This window comes from Streptomyces sp. NBC_00076 (assembly GCF_045041235.1).
GTDB lineage: Bacteria > Actinomycetota > Actinomycetes > Streptomycetales > Streptomycetaceae > Streptomyces.
Window position 1 is genome coordinate 8,817,841 of sequence record NZ_CP108242.1, and the last position, 18,959, is coordinate 8,836,799.

Genomic DNA, 18,959 nt, shown 5'->3' on the forward strand with positions numbered 1-18,959 from the left:
TGGTGATTTCGCGGTACAACCATCCGGCTGGCACATGAATTACCGTGCCGCATCCGCAAGTCGGGCCGCCACCTGTGCCGCGTGCAGCATGTTGTTGTGCACCTAGCTGCATCGGGGTGCGTGACGCTCGCCACCCGCGGTCTCGGGCGAGGTGACGTCTTGGCGCAAGGCACATTCCTGCCCTCGTCGTCCTCGGCCGGACGGCGCCCCCTCCATCCGCTGTCGGCCGTGTAAGGAGCGAGGGAAACCGGTCGGTCTGACCGTTCGGCGCGTCCCGGGTACCGTTCATCGCATACGGTCGACGCGCCGACTTTTCAACTCTCCACCGACTTCCTAACGTTGGGGATCATGAGTCCCCCAGTCGCACCCCCCGGGTGGAGCCGGTGGCTGGTTCCGCCTGCCGCCCTCTCGGTCCACCTCTCCATCGGCCAGGCCTACGCCTGGAGTGTGTTCAAACCGCCCCTCGAATCCGCCCTCGGCCTCAGCGGCACGCAGAGCGCGCTGCCCTTCCAGCTCGGCATCGTCATGCTGGGCCTGTCCGCCGCGTTCGGCGGCACGCTCGTGGAGCGCAACGGTCCGCGCTGGGCGATGACCGTGGCGCTGATCTGTTTCTCGTCCGGCTTCCTGCTCTCCGCCCTCGGCGCGGCCACCGAGCAGTACTGGCTGATCGTCCTCGGCTACGGGTTCGTCGGCGGCATCGGCCTCGGCATCGGCTACATATCGCCGGTCTCCACGCTGATCAAGTGGTTCCCGGACCGGCCCGGCATGGCCACCGGCATCGCCATCATGGGATTCGGCGGCGGGGCGCTCATCGCCTCGCCGTGGTCGGCCCAGATGCTGGAGTCCTTCGGCAGCGACAGCTCGGGCATCGCGCTCGCGTTCCTCGTCCACGGGCTCACGTACGCCGTGTTCATGACCCTGGGCGTGCTGCTGGTGCGGGTGCCGCGCTCCGAGAAGCCGGTCGAGGGGGCGCCGAGCGCCCTCGCGGGCCCGCAGGTCTCGGCCCGCAACGCCGTGCGCACCCCGCAGTTCTGGTGCCTGTGGGTCGTGCTCTGCATGAACGTCACCGCCGGCATCGGCATCCTGGAGAAGGCCGCGCCGATGATCACGGACTTCTTCGCGGACACCTCGACCCCCGTCACGGTGTCGGCCGCGGCCGGCTTCGTCGCCCTGCTGTCGGCGGCCAACATGGCCGGCCGGATCGGCTGGTCGTCCACCTCCGACCTGATCGGCCGCAAGAACATCTACCGCGTCTACCTGGGCGTGGGCGCCGCGATGTACGCGCTGATCGCGCTGTTCGGCGACTCGTCCAAACCGCTGTTCATCCTGTGCGCGCTGGTGATCCTTTCCTTCTACGGCGGTGGGTTCGCCACCGTCCCCGCCTATCTGAAGGACCTCTTCGGGGCCTACCAGGTCGGCGCGATCCATGGCCGGCTGCTCACCGCCTGGTCCACGGCCGGAGTCCTCGGGCCGCTGATCGTGAACTGGATCGCCGACCGGCAGGAGGAGGCGGGCAAACACGGCTCGTCGCTGTACGGTCTGTCCTTCGTCATCATGATCGGCCTGCTCGTCGTCGGTTTCGTGGCCAACGAACTCGTCCGGCCCGTCCATGTCCGTCACCACATCCCCGCGCCGAGGCAGGAGGCCGCCGATGTCCAGCGACAGCAGTCAGAGTCCGCCTGACCGGCGGGGGCTGATCGCCCTCGCCTGGCTGTGGGTGGGGGCACCGCTCGCCTACGGCGTCTACGAGCTCGTACAGAAGGCGACCCAGCTGTTCACCGGGTAACCGTTCGGGAAGTGTTCGGGCGTCCGAGGGGATGACGGAAGCTGACAACCCCGGCGCCCGTTTCCTGTTGCATCACCTGCCGTCATACCCGCGAGTCACTGACCAGACTGGTGAATCCCGCTACCTGAGGCAACGAGGGGGATCCACCCATGAACGGCTCGCGCATCACTGCCGTCGGCCACTACCAGCCCGCCAAGGTGCTCACCAACGAGGACCTGGCGGGCATGGTCGACACCAGTGACGAGTGGATCAGGAGCCGGGTCGGCATCCGCACGCGCCGCATCGCAGGCCCCGACGAACCCGTCGACGAGCTGGCCGCCCACGCCGCCGCCAAGGCGCTCGCGACGGCAGGCATCACCCCCGGCGACATCGACCTGATCCTCGTCGCCACCTCCACCGCCATCGACCGCTCCCCGAACATGGCCGCCCGTGTCGCCGCCCGGCTCGGCATCCCCTCGCCCGCCGCGATGGACATCAACGTCGTCTGCGCCGGTTTCACGCACGCGCTGGCAACCGCCGACCACACCGTCCGCGCGGGGGCGGCGACCCGCGCGCTCGTCATCGGCGCCGACAAGATGTCCGACGTGGCCGACTGGACCGACCGCACCACCTGCGTGCTCGTCGGCGACGGTGCGGGGGCCGCCGTCGTGGAGGCGGCGGCACCGGGGACGGAGCCCGGGATCGGTCCCGTGCTGTGGGGGTCCGTACCCGAGATGGGGAACGCGGTGCGGATCGAGGGGCAGCCCGCGCGGTTCGCGCAGGAGGGACAGAGCGTCTACCGGTGGGCCACCACCCGGCTGCCCCCCATCGCCCGCCAGGCCTGCGAGCGGGCCGGACTCGTCCCCGCCGACCTCGCCGCGGTCGTCCTCCACCAGGCGAACCTGCGCATCATCGAACCCCTCGCCGAGAAGATCGGCGCCGTGAACGCCGTGGTCGCCCGCGATGTCACCGAATCAGGCAACACGTCGGCCGCCAGCATCCCGCTCGCGTTCTCCAAGCTGGTGGAGCAGGGCACGATCTCCGCGGGGGACCCGGTGCTGCTCTTCGGCTTCGGCGGGAACCTGTCGTACGCCGGGCAGGTCGTGCGCTGCCCCTGAGCGCCATGTGAGTACCACGGCACGTCGAGGTGTGACGAGAACGACTCCCCGATTCCCTGGCCCCTGTGAGCCGTAGACTGTAGACGAAAGACAATCGATACTGGGTGTCCGATGACACCGGCTTCACAGCTGTGGTGCACGGCCCGCCGAGGAGGGGGACCGCGATGCTGTCGACAGGACTGCCGCAGGGTGCAGTGCCCAAGCTCGAACGACCCGGCCCGCTGCGCGACCGTGTCTACGAGGCGCTGCTCGAACTCATCACCACCCGTGCGCTGCAGCCCGGCCAGCATCTCGTCGAGAGCGAACTCGCCGGCCACCTCGGGGTCTCCCGGCAACCGGTGCGGGAGGCGCTGCAGCGGCTGAACACCGAGGGCTGGGTCGATCTGCGGCCCGCCCAGGGCGCCTTCGTGCACGAGCCCACCGAGGACGAGGCCGACCAACTCCTCACCGTACGCACGCTGTTGGAGGCCGAGGCGGCCCGGCTCGCGGCGGCGAACGCGGACAGCGCCGGCGTCTCCGCCCTGGAGGAACTGTGCGCCGAGGGCGAGCGGGCGGTCGCCGCGGACGACGTGGACGGCGCGGTCGCCATGAACGCCCGCTTCCACGCCACGATCATGGAGCTCGCCGGCAACGCGGTCCTCGCCGAACTCGCCGCGCAGGTCGACCGCCGGGTGCGCTGGTACTACACGCCGGTCGCGCGGCAGCGCGGCAGGGAGTCCTGGATCGAACACCGGAACCTGATCGCCGCGATCGCCGAGCGTGACGGGCAGCGCGCCACCGAGCTGATGCGGGAGCACACGGAGCACACGCGCCGCTCTTACCACGCGCGTCAACGGGCGTAGGTTCCATGGGCGTTGGCCTAAGTGTGGTTGCCCCCGTGAGGGCATGCCTACGGGTGTGTGACCGCGCCGTTGCGCCCAGGGGGGTGTAGGAAGCCACCCCAGCTCCGGCCGGCGCAGCCGTGCTACGCGACCTTGGGGCCGCAGCGCATCCCGATGTACACGCACCCGGTGCCGTCCTGCAGCGTGGAGAAGACCACGGGCATGTAGTCCTCGCTGAACGCCGCCCCCACCCCCGTACCGGCGAAGACCGTCTCCGTCACCGGCACCAGATCGATCTCCAGTGGTTCGGAGAAGTCCTTCATGCCGTCGACGAACTCATACACCATGTGCCCCGCACCGTCCCGCTCGGTCACGGTGATGACCACGCCCTCGCGCCGGTACGTGCCGACGAGCGGCGCGAAGTCGACCACGGGAGGCTTGGCCGGCGGGGTGAAGGCGTCCGGCATCGTCACCCCGACCAGTTCGGCGAGGAGTTCCCGGTAGAGCGCCGCGTACAGCTCACGCGCACCGCCGCCGTTGGTGAGCAACGCGACCGCGACACCCGCCGACGGGACGACGCGCAGATAGCCGTACTGCCCGATGGAGGCGCCGTCGTGGCCGTAGCCCTGGACGCCGTTCCAGTCGTAGAGGGTCCAGCCCAGGCCCCAACCGTCCGCGCTGACCGACCACTTGTCGGGGGAGTCCACGACCCGGCGCTGCATCAGCGCGACGGTCTCCTCGGAGAGCACCCGGGTACCGTCCTCCGCCACTCCGCCCGCGAGGTGCATCCGCGCGAGCCGTGCGAGGTCCCCGGCCGTGGCGATGACCCGGCCGTACGGGCCCGCCGAGCGCGGCATCAGGTCCCAGGACGGCGCCGGGTCCGGCTCCTGGCCCGGCTCACCCAGGTGGCTCATCGCCGCGCGGAACCGCAGCGCCTCCTCGGGCAGCGTCATCGTGTGGTCAAGGCCGAGCGGGGTGAAGAGCAGGTCCTTCAGCGCCTCGTCCCAGACCTTGCCGGTCACCACCTCGATGATGCGGCCGAGCACGTTGTACCCGATGCTGCTGTACGAGAGCGCCTCGCCGGGCGGGCAGTCGAGCGCCACGCCCTTCGCGGCCTCGACGTACTTGGCGAGGCAGTCGTCACCGCGCCCGCTGTCATGGGTGAAGTCGCAGGTGAGGCCGCTCGTGTGGCTGAGCAGCCGGCGCGTGGTGATCGCCCTGGCCACCTCGGGGTCGGCGACCGAGAACTCCGGCAGTACGTCCACGACTGGTGCGTCCAGGTCCAGTTGGCCCGAATCGGCGAGCTGCATGATCAGGGTGGCGGTGTAGACCTTGGCGATCGAGCCCATTTGGAAAACCGAGTCGGTCGTCGCCTCCACGCCCGTTCCGCGGTGGAGCACGCCGCTGGCCAGCTCGTGGACGGCCCCGTCGACGAGGACCGCCAGCGACGCAGCCGGTACGTGGTGCTTGGCGCGCAGCTCGTCGAGCCGGGACTGCCAGTGGGCGAGGTCCAGTTTCCGGCCCGCCGAGTCCCGGGTTCCCCACTCGCCCTTGGCGTCCCAGTTGCCCTGCTCGTCCCAGCTCACGTTCTTCGACATGTCTGCTCCCACCTGATGCGTACATCGTTCTCTCGATGCGAACACTGTACGCATGTTGGAACGACGTACGCAAGGTGCGTACGGCGTGCGCTACCGGGGGAATCCCTGAGTTACGTCAGTAGGCGGCCAAGGTCCCGACACAGGAAGAACCCCCTGACCACAGGAACAAGAGCTCAGTAGAGGTTCGGAGAACTCACGGGATGTCGCACAGACCACAGGGGTCCTCCAACTCCGCCTACGGCGTCTGGGGTTTCCCCCTCCAGCGCGGACGCGCGGCCGCGATCCGCCAGCTTGTCCTCCAGGCCCTGTGGTCGCCTGCATGCTCGGCTATCACGACGACACCACCGCTCTACTCGCTGCCGAGGCTGGAGGAACCTGGCGCCACTATGCCCCCGGCGACCACTCACGGTGAGCACGGCCTCCACATGCTGCTGAATAGGCGACTCACGATTACGCGAGGTTGCCAGTTTCATGCCCCCGTAGGTCCAGCGGTGTGTGCCCACTCCCGTAGGCCCACGGCTGTGCGCCCAACCCGGTAGGCCCACGAGTGCCGGCCGCCTGCCCCGGCGTCTCGCCGTTCAGGAAGTCCGTGTGCGGTAGCCGGCGACCGCGTTGCCCGTGTCGGCGGTTTCCGCCGGCCGGCCGGAGAGCAGGACGAACCGATTCCCCGCCCGCACCAAGGCGCGTGGTCCTCCGCAGAGCCTTTGTCCTGTGAGTGGAGAAAGTTGGCACCAATCTGTGCACAGCTTCTTCCCAGGTTCGGCAGCCGCTGCTACGTTCCCCTCGAAAGCACAACAGCAGGCGGCCGATTGAGGCGGGGAGGGGTCAGTGAGACGCATGACGGCACGACCCGCGAACGCCCACCAGGCCCGGCTGCTGAAGCTGCTGCGTGACGCCGGCCCCAACTCCCGGGCACAGCTGGGAGATCAGGTCGACCTCTCGCGCTCCAAGCTGGCCGTGGAGGTGGACCGGCTCCTGGAGACCGGCCTGGTCGTGGCCGACGGACTCGCCGCCTCGCGCGGCGGCCGCCGCTCCCACAACATCCGGCTGGCTCCGGGCCTGCGATTCCTCGGCGTGGACATCGGCGCGACCTCGGTCGACGTCGCCGTCACCAACGCCGAGCTGGAGATCCTCGGTCATCTCAACCAGCCCATGGACGTCCGTGAGGGCCCGGTCGCGGTCTTCGAGCAAGTCCTGTCCATGGCCGCGAAGTTGAGGGCGTCGGGGCTCGCGGAGGGTTTCGACGGCGCCGGAATCGGCGTCCCGGGACCGGTTCGCTTCCCCGAGGGCGTACCGGTGGCTCCGCCGATCATGCCTGGCTGGGACGGCTTCCCCGTGCGGGAGGCGCTCAGCCAGGAACTCGGCTGCCCGGTCATGGTCGACAACGACGTGAACCTGATGGCGATGGGGGAGATGCACGCGGGCGTCGCACGCTCCGTGGGTGACTTCCTCTGCGTCAAGATCGGCACCGGCATCGGCTGCGGCATCGTCGCCGCCGGTGACGTCCACCGCGGGACGACAGGCAGCGCCGGCGACATCGGGCACATCCAGGCCGTGCCCGACGGACGCCCCTGCGCCTGCGGCAACCGGGGATGCCTGGAGGCCTACTTCAGTGGGGCCGCCCTGGCCCGGGACGCCACGGAGGCGGCCCAGCAGGGGCGTTCGGCGGAACTCGCGACGCGACTGGAGGCGAACGGCGGCCTCACCGCCGTCGACGTCGCCGCCGCGGCCGCCGCGGGTGACGCCACCTCGCTCGACCTGATCCGTGAGGGCGGCGACCGCGTCGGTCAGGTCATCGCCGGCCTGGTCTCCTTCTTCAACCCCGGCCTGGTGGTGATCGGCGGTGGGGTGACCGGCCTCGGCCACACCCTGCTCGCCGCGATCCGCACCCAGGTCTACCGCCAGTCACTGCCACTCGCCACCGGCAACCTGCCCATCGTGCTGGGGGAGTTGGGTCCCACCGCCGGAGTGATCGGCGCGGCCCGCCTCATCAGCGACCACCTGTTCTCACCCGCCTAGCCGCAGGCGACGCGCGGCCGCACCAGCGCGTCCCGTACGGCACACCAGTACGGCGCCCTGCTTTGCCCTGCCTGAAAACGCCTGTCCCGCAGGCACCCTGAACCGGCCCGCACGCCCGCCGAGGGGAACCACATGGCACCAGAACCATCGCTGCTCAGCATGTCCGGCATCACCAAGTCGTTCCCCGGAGTCCGGGCCCTCGACGGCGTCGACCTCGACGTCCAGGCCGGCGAGGTGCACTGTCTGCTCGGCCAGAACGGGGCCGGGAAATCCACGCTCATCAAGGTCCTGGCCGGCGCCCACCAACCGGACACCGGCACCATCCGCTGGCGCGGCGAGGACGTCACGCTCCGCTCGCCGATCGCCGCCATGCGTCTCGGCATCGCCACGATCTACCAGGAACTCGACCTGGTGGAGCACCTCTCCGTGGCCGAGAACGTCCACCTCGGCCATGAACCCACGGCCGCCGGGTTCGTCGTACGGGGCAAGGCCGCCCGATCGTCGACGGCGGCTCTGCTCAAGCGACTCGGGCACCCGGAGATCGATCCCACCCGGCTGGTGGGGCGGTTGTCGGCGGCGCAGCAGCAGATCGTGTCCATGGCCCGGGCGCTCTCGCACGACGTACGGCTCATCGTGATGGACGAACCGTCCGCCGCACTCGACCCGGACGAGGTGGACAACCTGTTCAGGATCGTCGGCGACCTCACCGCCGACGGTGTCGCCGTCGTCTACATCTCCCACCGGCTGGAGGAGATCCGGCGGATCGGCGACCGGGTGACCGTGCTCAAGGACGGGCGGGCCGTCGCCGGCGGGCTGCCCGCCAGGTCGACGCCGACCCGCGAGGTGGTCGCGCTGATGACCGGCCGCAACGTCGAGTACGTCTTCCCCGACCGGCCCGTGTCCGCCCCGGAGGCCGCCGCGGTCCTGGAAGTCGAAGGGCTGGCCCGGGAAGGCGAGTTCGAGCCCCTCGACCTGCGGGTACGGCCAGGGGAGATCGTCGGTCTCGCCGGACTCGTCGGCTCGGGCCGCTCGGAGATCCTGGAGACGATCTACGGCGCCCGCAAACCCACCGCCGGTCGCGTCCTCGTCGACGGGCGAGCCCTGCGGCCCGGCAGCGTGCGCGCCGCCGTCCGCGCCGGACTCGGACTCGCTCCGGAGGAACGCAAGGCGCAGGCGCTGCTGATGCTGGAGTCCGTCACCCGCAATGTCTCCGTCTCGTCCATGTCCCGCTTCTCGCGCGGCGGTTGGATCGACCGGGGCGCCGAACACGGGGCGGCCCGGGCCGCGACCCGCGAACTGTCGCTGCGGCCCGACAACCCGGACGTGCCGGTGCGCACGCTGTCCGGCGGCAATCAGCAGAAGGCCGTCCTTGCCCGCTGGCTGCTGCGCGGCTGCCGGGTGCTGCTGCTCGACGAACCCACCCGTGGCGTCGACATCGGCGCCCGCGCCGAGCTGTACGCCGTCGTGCGCCGACTGGCGGACGAGGGACTCGCCGTGCTGCTGGTCTCCAGCGAGGTCCCCGAGGTCCTCGGCCTCGCCGACCGTGTCCTGGTGCTGCGCGAGGGCCGCGTCGTCCACGCGGCGCGCGCACGCGACCTCGACGAACACCGAGTACTCGACCTGGTCATGGAAGGAAGCCCGGCGACATGACGCAGCCCGTCTCCCCGCCCAGGGACAGCGCCGACAAGGTGCCGTCGACGACCGAACCCCCGGCGTGGCGTTCCCTCGCGTTCCGCGCCGACGTGCGCACCCTCTCCCTCCTCGGCGTGCTCGCCGCGCTGATCGCCATCGGCGGCATCACCAAGCCCGACGCGTTCCTCGACACCCGCAACCTTCAACTCGTCCTCACCCAGGCCTCGGTGATCGGTGTCGTCACCGTAGGAATGACCTTCGTCATCACCTCCGGGGGCATCGACCTGTCCGTCGGCGCGATCGTCGCCCTCTCCTCGGTGTGGGCGACCACGGTCGCCACCCAGGAGTACGGCTTCGCGGGCATCCTCTTCACCGCGGTGCTCGTCGGCGTCGGGTGCGGACTGGTCAACGGCCTGCTGATCGCGTACGGCGGGCTGGTCCCGTTCATCGCCACCCTCGCCATGCTGGCCTCGGCCCGCGGACTGGCCCTCCAGATCACCGACGGCCGCACCCAGATCGTCACCATCGACGGCGTCCTCGACCTCGGCGAGCGCGAGTCCTATGTGCTCGGCGTGCCGCCGCTGGTGATGGTGTTCGCGGTCGTGACGATCATCGGCTGGCTCGTGCTGAACCGGACCACCTTCGGGCGCCGCACCGTCGCCGTCGGCGGGAACGCGGAGGCGGCCCGGCTCGCCGGCATCGACGTCCGCCGCCAGCGGCTGTACCTCTACCTGCTGTCCGGGCTGTGCTGCGGCATCGCCGCCTTCCTGCTGATCATCCTGTCCGGCTCCGGCCAGAACACCAACGGCAACCTGTACGAACTCGACGCCATCGCGGCCGCGATCATCGGCGGCACGCTGCTCACCGGGGGACGCGGCACCATCACCGGATCGGTTCTCGGCGTCCTGATCTTCATGACGATCACCAACATCTTCGCCCTGAACAACCTGCAGAGCGACGTCCAGCAGATCGCCAAGGGCGCGATCATCGTCGTCGCCGTGCTGGTCCAGCGCCGTACCGCGAGCACGACCTGAGGAAAGGGTTCATCGCCATGCCAGAGCCGCTCACGAACCGCTTCACCAGTCGCAGAGGACTGCTCTTCGGGACCGCCGCCGTCTCGGCCGGTGCCCTCCTCACCGGTTGCACCAGCAACGAGTCGAAGGACGACGAGCCCGCCGCGAACGACCGGCCGGCCGCCGACGACAAGCCCGGGAAGGCGGTCACGATCGGCTTCGCCGGCCCGCAGGCCGACCACGGCTGGCTCAACGCCATCAACGACAACGCCAAGAAGCGGGCCGAGAAGTACTCCGACGTCACCCTGGAGATCACCGAGGGCTCGAACGACACCGCCCAGCAGATCGGGCAGATCGAGACCCTCATCAACAAGAAGGTCGACATCCTGGTCATCCTGCCCGCCGACGGCAAGGCACTCACCCAGGTCGGCCTCAAGGCGATGCGCGCGGGCATCCCCGTCGTCAACCTCGACCGGGTCTTCAACACCCCGCAGGCGTACCGCTGCTGGATCGGCGGCGACAACTACGGCATGGGCCTCAGCGCCGGCAACTACATCGGCGAGAAGCTCAAGGGGAAGTCGAACGCCCGGGTCATCGAACTGGCCGGCCTGGACAACCTGGAGCTGACCAAGCAGCGCACCCAGGGCTTCGACGACGCGTTGAAGAACTACCCCAACATCAAGAAGGTGGCCCGCCAGGCCGCCGACTTCACCGTCGAGTCCGGACAGGCCAAGATGGCCCAACTCCTGCAGGCTCAGTCGAAGTTCGACGCGCTGTGGAACCACGACGACGACCAGGGCGTGGGCGCGCTGCGCGCCATCGAGCAGGCCGGACGCGACGACTTCCTGATGGTCGGCGGGGCGGGCGCGCTGTCCGCCTTCCAGGCCATCAAGCAGGACAACGGCGTCCTGAAGGCGACCGTCCTCTACCCGCCGACCATGTCCGCCTCCGCGATCGACCTCGCCCGGGCCCTCGGCCAGTCCAAGGGTGCGAGCGGCCTCGCCGAGTTCGAGATCCCCTCGTCGATCACGCTCTACTCGGCGGTCGTCGACAAGAGCAACGTCGACCAGTACATGTCCACCGGCTTCAAGTGAGGCGTCCCGCCGAAGGAGCCCGGTTCATCGACGGACCGGGCTGCACCCCCCACCGCGCCACGACGACGAGGAGGACATCGCGTATGGCAGAGCCGCAGCAGTCAGAAGGGGCGGGGGCGACGCGCCCGGAGACGGCCCAGGCACAGCGTCCCCAGAGGCCTGCGGCCGAGAAGCCGTCACTCCGTGTCGGCATGATCGGCTACTCCTTCATGGGCGCCGCCCACTCCCAGGGCTGGCGCACCGCGGGCCGGGTCTTCGACCTTCCCCGGCGCCCGGTCCTGTCCGTGATCTGCGGGCGGAACGAGACCGCGGTCCGGGCGGCGGCCGACCAGCACGGCTGGGCGGCGGCCGAGACCGACTGGCGGGCCCTGCTGGAACGGGACGACGTCGATCTCGTCGACATCTGCACCCCCGGCGACAGCCACGCGGAGATCGCCCTCGCCGCGCTGGCCGCCGGCAAGCACGTGCTGTGCGAGAAGCCCCTCGCGAACACCGTCGAGGAGGCCGAGACGATGACCGCCGCGGCCGAAGCGGCGTACCGGCGAGGTCAGTTGGCGATGGTCGGCTTCAACTACCGGCGCGTGCCCGCCACCGCGCTGGCCCGCTCCATGGTCGCCGAAGGCCGTCTCGGTGCGCTGCGACATGTACGTGTGACGTACCTTCAGGACTGGTTGGTGGACCCGCAGTTCCCCCTCACCTGGCGGCTGCGCAAGGAACTCGCGGGCTCAGGTTCGCTCGGTGACCTCGGGGCGCACATCGTCGACCTCGCCCAGTACCTGACGGGTGAACACCTCGCCGGAGTCTCCGCGCTCACCGAGACCTTCGTCCGGGAACGCCCGCTGCCCGGCGGACCGACCAGCGGCCTGGCCGCCGTCTCGGCCACCGGCACCGGGCAGGTCACCGTGGACGACGCCGCCGTGTTCACCGGCCGCTTCACCTCCGGCGCCCTCGCCTCCTTCGAGGCTACCCGCTACGCCACCGGCCGCAAGAACGCCCTGCGGATCGAACTCAACGGCGAACGCGGCTCGTTGGCCTTCGACCTGGAACGCCTCAACGAACTCTCCTACCACGACGGCACGGAACCCGGAGCGCACGCCGGCTTCCGCCGCATCCTGGTCACCGAACCCGAGCACCCCTACCTGGAGGCCTGGTGGCCACCGGGCCACGGCCTCGGCTACGAGCACACCTTCGTCCACCAGGCCCGCGACCTGGTGCACGCGATCGACGAGGGCCGCCGCCCCGAACCCTCCTTCGCCGACGGGCTGCAGGTGCAGCGCGTGCTGGCGGCCGTGGAGGAGAGCGCGGAGAAGAACTCCGTCTACACACCCGTCGCGAGCTGAGGAGGCGTACGCACATGCCACGCAGATTCACCCTGTTCACCGGTCAGTGGGCGGACCTCCCGCTCGAAGAGGTCTGCCGCCTGGCCCGCGACTTCGGCTACGACGGGCTCGAACTCGCCTGCTGGGGCGACCACTTCGAGGTCGACAAGGCGCTCGCGGACCCCTCGTACCTCGACTCGCGCCATCAACTGCTCGACAAGTACGGACTCAAGTGCTGGGCGATCTCCAACCACCTGGTCGGCCAGGCGGTGTGCGACGCCATCATCGACGAACGTCATCAGGCGATCCTGCCCGCCCGGATCTGGGGCGACGGCGAGGCGGAGGGCGTCAGGCAGCGGGCCGCCGCCGAGATCGCCGACACCGCCCGGGCCGCGGCCGCCTTCGGCGTCGACACCGTGATCGGCTTCACCGGCTCCGCGATCTGGCACCTGGTCGCCATGTTCCCGCCCGCCCCCGAGTCGATGATCGACCGCGGCTACGAGGACTTCGCCGAGCGCTGGAACCCCATCCTCGACGTCTTCGACGCCCAGGGCGTTCGCTTCGCGCACGAGGTCCACCCGAGCGAGATCGCGTACGACTACTGGACAACGCACCGTGCCCTGGAGGCTGTTGGTCACCGGCCCGCCTTCGGCCTCAACTTCGACCCCTCCCACTTCGTGTGGCAGGACCTCGACCCGGTCGGCTTCCTGTGGGACTTCCGCGACCGGATCTACCACGTCGACTGCAAGGAGGCGCGCAAGCGGCTCGACGGCCGCAACGGCCGCCTCGGCTCCCATCTGCCGTGGGGCGACCCACGCCGCGGCTGGGACTTCGTCTCCGCGGGCCACGGAGACGTCCCCTGGGAGGACGTCTTCCGGATGCTGCGCTCCATCGACTACCAGGGCCCGGTCTCCGTGGAGTGGGAGGACGCCGGCATGGACCGGCTCCAGGGCGCCCCCGAGGCACTGAAGCACCTCAAGGCATTCGACTTCGAGCCGCCGTCGGCTTCCTTCGACGCGGCGTTCGGCGGCAACGACTAGACCAACACCTCGTTTCCTTATGTGAGTTCCGGGGTGACGGCGCACCCCGGCGCAAGGCACCCGCATGGAAAACCGGCCCCTTCTGGAGGCACCCGTGCACACGAACGAAGGCAGCACCAGCACCGACAGGAACAAGACCCACAGACGACGACTGTCCTTCCGTAAGACGGCCGCCCTGCTCAGCGGGGCCCTGCTGGCGGGCGCGTCCCTCACCCTCACGGCACCGCAGGCCGGCGCAGCCGTCACCGGCCCGGCCGAGGCGCCCGCCGATCCGGCCGCGGCGGCCGAGAACTTCCAGCAGGTCACCCTCGCCAAGGGCGAACCGGAGGTCGGCGAGGCCATGTCGCTCGCCGTCCTCCCGGACCGCTCCGTCCTGCACACCTCGCGCGACGGCGAGCTCCGCCTCACCGACGCGGCCGGCACCACCCGTCTGGTCGGCAAACTCGACGTCCACTCCCACGACGAGGAGGGCCTCCAAGGCGTCGGCGTCGACCCGAACTTCACAGAGAACCGTTTCATCTACCTCTACTACGCGCCCCCGCTGGACACCCCGGCCGGTGACGCGCCCGAGACCGGCACCGCGGCCGACTTCGCCCCCTTCGACGGCGTCAACCGGCTCTCCCGGTTCGTGCTCAAGGCCGACGGCACCCTCGACAACGCCAGCGAGAAGAAGGTCCTCGACATCCCGGCCTCCCGCGGCCTGTGCTGCCATGTCGGCGGCGACATCGACTTCGACGCGGCGGGCAACCTGTACCTGTCGACGGGCGACGACACCAACCCCTTCCAGTCGGACGGCTTCACGCCCATCGACGAGCGGGACGGCCGCAACCCCGCCTTCGACGCCCAGCGTTCGGCCGGCAACACCAACGACCTGCGCGGCAAGATCCTGCGCATCAAGGTGAACGCCGACGGCTCGTACGCGATCCCCGACGGCAACCTCTTCGCGCCCGGCACGGACAAGACGCGGCCCGAGATCTACGCGATGGGCTTCCGCAACCCGTTCCGCTTCAGCGTCGACAAGAAGACCGGCATCCTCTACGTCGGTGACTACGGCCCCGACGCTGGCGCGGCCGACCCGGCCCGCGGACCGGCCGGCCAGGTCGAGTTTGCCCGTGTCACCGACCCGGGCAACTTCGGCTGGCCGTACTGCACCGGCGACAACGACGCCTACGTCGACTACGACTTCGCCACCAAAGCCTCCGGCGCCGCCTTCGACTGTGCCGCCCCGAAGAACACCTCCCCGCACAACACCGGCCTGACCGACCTCCCGCCGGCCCAGCCTGCCTGGATCCCGTACGACGACGGATCCCTGCCCGAGTTCGGCACCGGCTCCGAGTCCCCGATGGGCGGCCCGGTCTACCACTACGACCCCGCGCTCGACTCGCCCGTGAAGTTCCCCGAGGCCTACGACGGCGACTTCTTCGCCGGGGAGTTCGGCCGCCGCTGGATCAAGCGGATCAGCAGCGACGACAACGGCACCGTGCAGTCGATCAACGACGTTCCGTGGACGGGCACCCAGATCATGGACATGGCCTTCGGGCCGGACGGTGCGCTGTACGTGCTCGACTACGGCCTCGCCTGGTTCGGCGGCGACGAGAACTCGGCCCTGTACCGCATCGAGAACGCCACCGACGGCTACTCCCCGGTCGCGCAGGCCGCGGCGAGCCGCACCTCGGGCCAGGCACCGCTGAGGGTGAGCCTCTCCTCCGCGGGCACATCCGACCAGGACGGCGATGCCCTCACCTACAGCTGGGACTTCGGCGACGGCGGCAAGTCGACGGCGGCGAACCCGACGCACACGTACCGGAAGAACGGCACCTACACGGCGACCCTGACCGCCAAGGACCCGTCCGGCCGCACCGGCAGCGCGAGCGTGCAGATCGTGGTGGGCAACACCGCGCCCAAGGTCACTCTCGAACTCCCCAAGGACGGCGCGCTGTTCAGCTTCGGTGACGCGATCCCCTTCAAGGTGAAGGTCACCGACCCGGAGGACGGCACCATCGACTGCTCCAAGGTCAAGGTCAACTTCGTCCTCGGCCACGACAGCCACGGACACCCGATCACCTCGGCCGAGGGCTGCACCGGCACTCTCCAGACCAGCGCCGACGGCGGCCACGACGACGACGCCAACATCTTCGGTGTCGTCGACGCCGAGTACACCGACGGCGGGGGCGGTGGCCAGGCCTCGCTCACCACGCACGACCAGAGCGTCGCCCAGCCCCGGCACCGTCAGGCCGAGCACTTCGGCGACTCCTCCGGCGTCTCGGTCATCGCCAAGGACACCGCGCACGGCGGCAACACCGTCGGCGACATCAACAACGGCGACTGGATCTCCTTCACGCCGTACGTGCTGAGCAATGCCAAGAAGATCACCGCACGCGTCTCCTCGGGCGGCGCGGGCGGCACCCTGGAGATCCGCGCCGGTTCCGCGCGCGGCACCCTGCTCGGCAAGGCGACCGTCCCGGCGACCGGCGGCTGGGACACCTTCCAGGACGTCACCGCCAATCTTTCCCGCGCCCCCAGGAGCACGACCACGCTGTTCCTGGTCTTCAAGGGAAGGGGCACCGGAGCCCTCTACGACGTGGACGACTTCGTCTTCACCACGAGCTGAGAGGAGGTGATCCTCATGCGCTCAACCGGGCGCTTCAGTACGGCGGTTGTGGGCGCGGCCCTGCTCCTGGGCTGCGTCTCGCAAACCGCGTCATCACAACCCGCCGGCGCACAGCCTGCCTCCTCGGAGGTCGCGTCCTCGGGGGCCGCCTCCTCGGAGGTCGCGGACAGCGCGAGGGTGCTGGTCTTCTCCAAGACGGCCGGCTTCCGGCACGACTCGATCCCCGAAGGCGTCGCGGCGGTCAGGCAACTGGGCGAGACGGGCGGCTTCAAGGTCGACGCCACCGAGGACGCGGGCGCGTTCACGGCGCGCAACCTGCGGCGGTACGACGCGGTCGTCTTCCTCTCCACCACGGGAGACGTCCTCGGTCCCGCCCAGCAGCGTGCCTTCGAGGGGTACATCCACCAGGGCGGCGGCTACGTCGGCGTCCACGCGGCCGCCGACACCGAGTACGACTGGGAGTTCTACGGCGGCCTCGCCGGCGCCTACTTCCAGTCGCACCCGGCGATCCAGTCCGCGACGGTGACCGTCGAGGACGGCGCGCACCCGGCGACCTCGGGGCTCCCGCGGGCCTGGGAACGCACCGACGAGTGGTACAACTACCGCTCCAACCCCCGGGAACGGGCCCACGTCCTCGCCTCCCTCGACGAGTCGTCGTACACCGGCGGCACGATGAACGGGGATCATCCGATCGCCTGGTGCCAGACCTACCAGGGCGGCCGCGCCTTCTACACCGGCCTCGGTCACACGAAGGAGTCCTACGCCGAACCGGCGTTCCGTCGGCACCTGTTGGGCGGAATCCGGTACGCGGTCGGCGAGGCCCAGGCGGACTGCCGGCCGGAGACCGGATACCGTCCGCTCTTCGACGGCAGCCAGGGCTCCCTCTCCGCCTGGAAGCAGGCAGGCCCGGGCTCCTTCACCCTTGACGCCGACGGCACGCTCACGTCGTCCGGCGGGATGGGCATGCTCTGGTACGCCGACCGCGGCTTCGGGGCGTACTCCCTGAAGCTCGACTGGAAGACGGCCGGCGCGGCGGGCGACGACAACTCCGGGGTCTTCGTGGGCTTCCCGCCCTCCGACGACCCGTGGTCCGCCGTGAACAACGGCTACGAGATCCAGATCGACGCCACCGACGTCCCGGAGAAGACCACCGGGTCCGTCTACGGCTTCCAGTCCGCGGACCTGGGCAGGCGCGACCGGGCGCTCAACCCGCCGGGGGAGTGGAACACGTACGAGATCCGGGTGGAGGGCGAACGCCTCCGCGTCTGGCTCAACGGCGTGAAGATCAACGATTTCACCAGCACCGATCCGGCCCGCAGCCTGGCTGACGGACACATCGGCATCCAGAACCACGGAGCCGACGACCAGGTCGCGTTCCGCGACATCCGGATCAAGGAACTGCCCGCGAAGTCCCCGGCACGCACGGCTTCGCAGGGCGAGTGAGCGACGGCGGGCGGGGGACGCCGGACCTCCGCCCGCCGTCATCTTCCCCACCTCGGAGTGCCCACGTCGTGGGTCGTGCGTCGTGGGTCATGCGTCGTGTGTCGTACGTCGTGTTCGAGAAGGAGGCTGCCCATGTCCGCGTCCGTTTCCGCACCACGCGTCGGTGTCTGGCTGATCGGCGCCCGCGGCTCCGTCGCCACCACCGTCGTGGCGGGCTGCGCCGCAGTGACGGCGGGCCTGCACCCGCCGACGGGCCTGGCCACCGAGACTCCCGCGTTCGCCGACAGCGGCCTGCCGCCGCTGGACTCGCTGGTCTTCGGCGGCCATGACACGGTGGATTGCCCGCTGCCCAAACGCGCGGAAACGCTCGCAGCGGGCGGTGTTCTGCCGCCCGGCCTCGTGGAGGCGGTTCAGGCCGAACTCGCCGCCGCCGACCGGGAGATCGCACCGGGCGGCCCGCTCCCCGGCGACACGCGGAGCGAGGAGGAACTCATCGCCGCCTTCGCCGCGGACCTACAAGACTTCGTACGACGACACGGACTGGCGCGGACGGTGGTGGTGAACGTCGCCTCCACCGAGCCTGTGGCCACCGGCCAGTCCCTGCCCCCGAGTTCGCTGTACGCCGCGGCCGCTTTGCGCGCGGGCTGCCCCTACGTCAACTTCACCCCCTCCACCGGACTGCACCACCCCACGCTCGCGGCCCGGGCGGCGACCAGCGGGCTGCCCTACGCGGGGCGCGACGGCAAGACCGGCCAGACGCTGCTGCGCTCGGTACTGGGCCCCATGTTCGCGCAGCGGGCCCTCGCCGTCCGCGCCTGGTCCGGCACCAATTTGCTGGGCGGCGGCGACGGAGCCGCCCTCGCCGACCCGGCCGCCGCCGCGGCGAAGAACGCGGGCAAGGAGAGGGTGCTGGCCGACACCCTCGGCACCGTCCCCGAGGGCGACGTCCACATCGACGACGTCCCCGTGCTCGGCGACTGGAAGACCGCCTGGGACCACATCGCCTTCGACGGGTTCCTCGGCGCACGCATGATCCTCCAGACCATCTGGCAGGGCTGCGACTCGGCCCTGGCCGCCCCCCTGGTCCTCGACCTGGCCCGGCTGACCGCCCGCGCCCACGAACAGGGCCTGACCGGACCACTGAGCGAACTGGGCTTCTACTTCAAGGACCCGGTGGGCAAGGGTCCGGCGGCGCTGGGCGAACAGTACGCGGCACTTCTGGGATTCGCGGAGCGGTTGCGGGGCGGAGGCTCCGGTCCGCGTCCTCGGGAGCGGGCCGGAGAGATCCCGGGCCCGGCGGCGGACGAGCGGGGGGAAGCCTGATGGGCGGCCGGACCGAACCGGAGCCCGGACACATGAACGGCGCCGTCCGGCCGATCGACTCCGCCGGCCCCAACGGCCCGCCCGACCCGCCACCTGCCGAGAGCCTGAACGACGACGGGTCGGACGCGCCGGGCGCACCCTCGGACGGTGGCGCTGGGACCGG

General features: G+C 70.3%; 14 protein-coding genes. 13 read left to right on the forward strand and 1 reads right to left on the reverse strand.

Going from position 1 to position 18,959, the window contains the following annotated elements; all coding sequences use genetic code 11:
• The first annotated feature begins 348 nt into the window (after window positions 1-348).
• The 4 genes from OHA64_RS39585 to OHA64_RS39600 all read left to right on the forward strand — a co-directional run bounded on the left by OHA64_RS39585 (window position 349) and on the right by OHA64_RS39600 (window position 3,725).
• Window positions 349-1,683, forward strand: coding sequence for an OFA family MFS transporter (locus tag OHA64_RS39585; protein WP_405621714.1), 1,335 nt, complete (start codon window positions 349-351; stop codon window positions 1,681-1,683).
• Window positions 1,652-1,786: a hypothetical protein gene (locus OHA64_RS39590; protein ID WP_356776527.1), complete on the forward strand. Its 135-nt coding sequence runs from the start codon at window positions 1,652-1,654 to the stop codon at window positions 1,784-1,786. Before OHA64_RS39585 ends, OHA64_RS39590 begins: the two co-directional genes overlap by 32 nt.
• Before the next feature lie 149 nt (window positions 1,787-1,935).
• On the forward strand, window positions 1,936-2,883 hold the full coding sequence (locus tag OHA64_RS39595) for a beta-ketoacyl-ACP synthase III (RefSeq protein WP_405621717.1): 948 nt from the start codon (window positions 1,936-1,938) through the stop codon (window positions 2,881-2,883).
• 164 nt (window positions 2,884-3,047) lie between these two features.
• Window positions 3,048-3,725, forward strand: a complete 678-nt coding sequence (locus tag OHA64_RS39600) for a GntR family transcriptional regulator (protein ID WP_405621720.1) — start codon at window positions 3,048-3,050, stop codon at window positions 3,723-3,725.
• 122 nt (window positions 3,726-3,847) lie between these two features.
• Here OHA64_RS39600 and OHA64_RS39605 read toward each other — a convergent pair whose 3' ends face one another.
• Window positions 3,848-5,302, reverse strand: a complete 1,455-nt coding sequence (locus OHA64_RS39605) for a serine hydrolase domain-containing protein (RefSeq protein WP_405621723.1) — start codon at window positions 5,300-5,302, stop codon at window positions 3,848-3,850.
• An 837-nt stretch (window positions 5,303-6,139) separates the two neighbouring features.
• On the opposite strand from OHA64_RS39605, the gene OHA64_RS39610 reads away from it, so the two are divergent.
• From OHA64_RS39610 to OHA64_RS39650, 9 genes are all read left to right on the forward strand, one after another.
• Window positions 6,140-7,321 (forward strand): ROK family protein, encoded by a 1,182-nt coding sequence (locus tag OHA64_RS39610; RefSeq protein WP_405621726.1) that lies wholly within the window; start codon window positions 6,140-6,142, stop codon window positions 7,319-7,321.
• A 132-nt stretch (window positions 7,322-7,453) separates the two neighbouring features.
• Window positions 7,454-8,971, forward strand: coding sequence for a sugar ABC transporter ATP-binding protein (locus OHA64_RS39615; protein WP_405621729.1), 1,518 nt, complete (start codon window positions 7,454-7,456; stop codon window positions 8,969-8,971).
• Window positions 8,968-9,987, forward strand: coding sequence for an ABC transporter permease (locus OHA64_RS39620; RefSeq protein WP_405621732.1), 1,020 nt, complete (start codon window positions 8,968-8,970; stop codon window positions 9,985-9,987). The genes OHA64_RS39615 and OHA64_RS39620 overlap by 4 nt, the downstream gene beginning before the upstream one ends.
• A gap of 17 nt (window positions 9,988-10,004) precedes the next feature.
• Window positions 10,005-11,060 (forward strand): substrate-binding domain-containing protein, encoded by a 1,056-nt coding sequence (locus tag OHA64_RS39625; protein ID WP_405621735.1) that lies wholly within the window; start codon window positions 10,005-10,007, stop codon window positions 11,058-11,060.
• An 83-nt stretch (window positions 11,061-11,143) separates the two neighbouring features.
• Window positions 11,144-12,400 carry a Gfo/Idh/MocA family protein gene (locus OHA64_RS39630; RefSeq protein ID WP_405621738.1) on the forward strand — a complete coding sequence of 419 codons (1,257 nt, stop codon included), beginning with the start codon at window positions 11,144-11,146 and terminating at the stop codon, window positions 12,398-12,400.
• 14 nt (window positions 12,401-12,414) lie between these two features.
• Complete coding sequence (locus OHA64_RS39635) at window positions 12,415-13,419, forward strand: sugar phosphate isomerase/epimerase family protein (protein WP_405621740.1); 1,005 nt, start codon at window positions 12,415-12,417, stop codon at window positions 13,417-13,419.
• Between the two features lie 94 nt (window positions 13,420-13,513).
• Window positions 13,514-16,030, forward strand: a complete 2,517-nt coding sequence (locus OHA64_RS39640) for a PQQ-dependent sugar dehydrogenase (protein WP_405621742.1) — start codon at window positions 13,514-13,516, stop codon at window positions 16,028-16,030.
• A gap of 15 nt (window positions 16,031-16,045) precedes the next feature.
• Complete coding sequence (locus OHA64_RS39645) at window positions 16,046-17,473, forward strand: ThuA domain-containing protein (protein WP_405621744.1); 1,428 nt, start codon at window positions 16,046-16,048, stop codon at window positions 17,471-17,473.
• A 132-nt stretch (window positions 17,474-17,605) separates the two neighbouring features.
• Complete coding sequence (locus tag OHA64_RS39650) at window positions 17,606-18,796, forward strand: inositol-3-phosphate synthase (protein WP_405621746.1); 1,191 nt, start codon at window positions 17,606-17,608, stop codon at window positions 18,794-18,796.
• Window positions 18,797-18,959: the final 163 nt, after the last annotated feature.

Bases quoted from the DNA above. Each gene is read 5' to 3' on its own strand.
- OHA64_RS39585 (WP_405621714.1), top strand. From the start codon at position 349: ATGAGTCCCCCAGTCGCACCCCCCGGGTGGAGCCGGTGGCTGGTTCCG.
- OHA64_RS39590 (WP_356776527.1), top strand. From the start codon at position 1,652: ATGTCCAGCGACAGCAGTCAGAGTCCGCCTGACCGGCGGGGGCTGATC.
- OHA64_RS39595 (WP_405621717.1), top strand. From the start codon at position 1,936: ATGAACGGCTCGCGCATCACTGCCGTCGGCCACTACCAGCCCGCCAAG.
- OHA64_RS39600 (WP_405621720.1), top strand. From the start codon at position 3,048: ATGCTGTCGACAGGACTGCCGCAGGGTGCAGTGCCCAAGCTCGAACGA.
- OHA64_RS39605 (WP_405621723.1), bottom strand. From the start codon at position 5,302: ATGTCGAAGAACGTGAGCTGGGACGAGCAGGGCAACTGGGACGCCAAG.
- OHA64_RS39610 (WP_405621726.1), top strand. From the start codon at position 6,140: ATGACGGCACGACCCGCGAACGCCCACCAGGCCCGGCTGCTGAAGCTG.
- OHA64_RS39615 (WP_405621729.1), top strand. From the start codon at position 7,454: ATGGCACCAGAACCATCGCTGCTCAGCATGTCCGGCATCACCAAGTCG.
- OHA64_RS39620 (WP_405621732.1), top strand. From the start codon at position 8,968: ATGACGCAGCCCGTCTCCCCGCCCAGGGACAGCGCCGACAAGGTGCCG.
- OHA64_RS39625 (WP_405621735.1), top strand. From the start codon at position 10,005: ATGCCAGAGCCGCTCACGAACCGCTTCACCAGTCGCAGAGGACTGCTC.
- OHA64_RS39630 (WP_405621738.1), top strand. From the start codon at position 11,144: ATGGCAGAGCCGCAGCAGTCAGAAGGGGCGGGGGCGACGCGCCCGGAG.
- OHA64_RS39635 (WP_405621740.1), top strand. From the start codon at position 12,415: ATGCCACGCAGATTCACCCTGTTCACCGGTCAGTGGGCGGACCTCCCG.
- OHA64_RS39645 (WP_405621744.1), top strand. From the start codon at position 16,046: ATGCGCTCAACCGGGCGCTTCAGTACGGCGGTTGTGGGCGCGGCCCTG.
- OHA64_RS39650 (WP_405621746.1), top strand. From the start codon at position 17,606: ATGTCCGCGTCCGTTTCCGCACCACGCGTCGGTGTCTGGCTGATCGGC.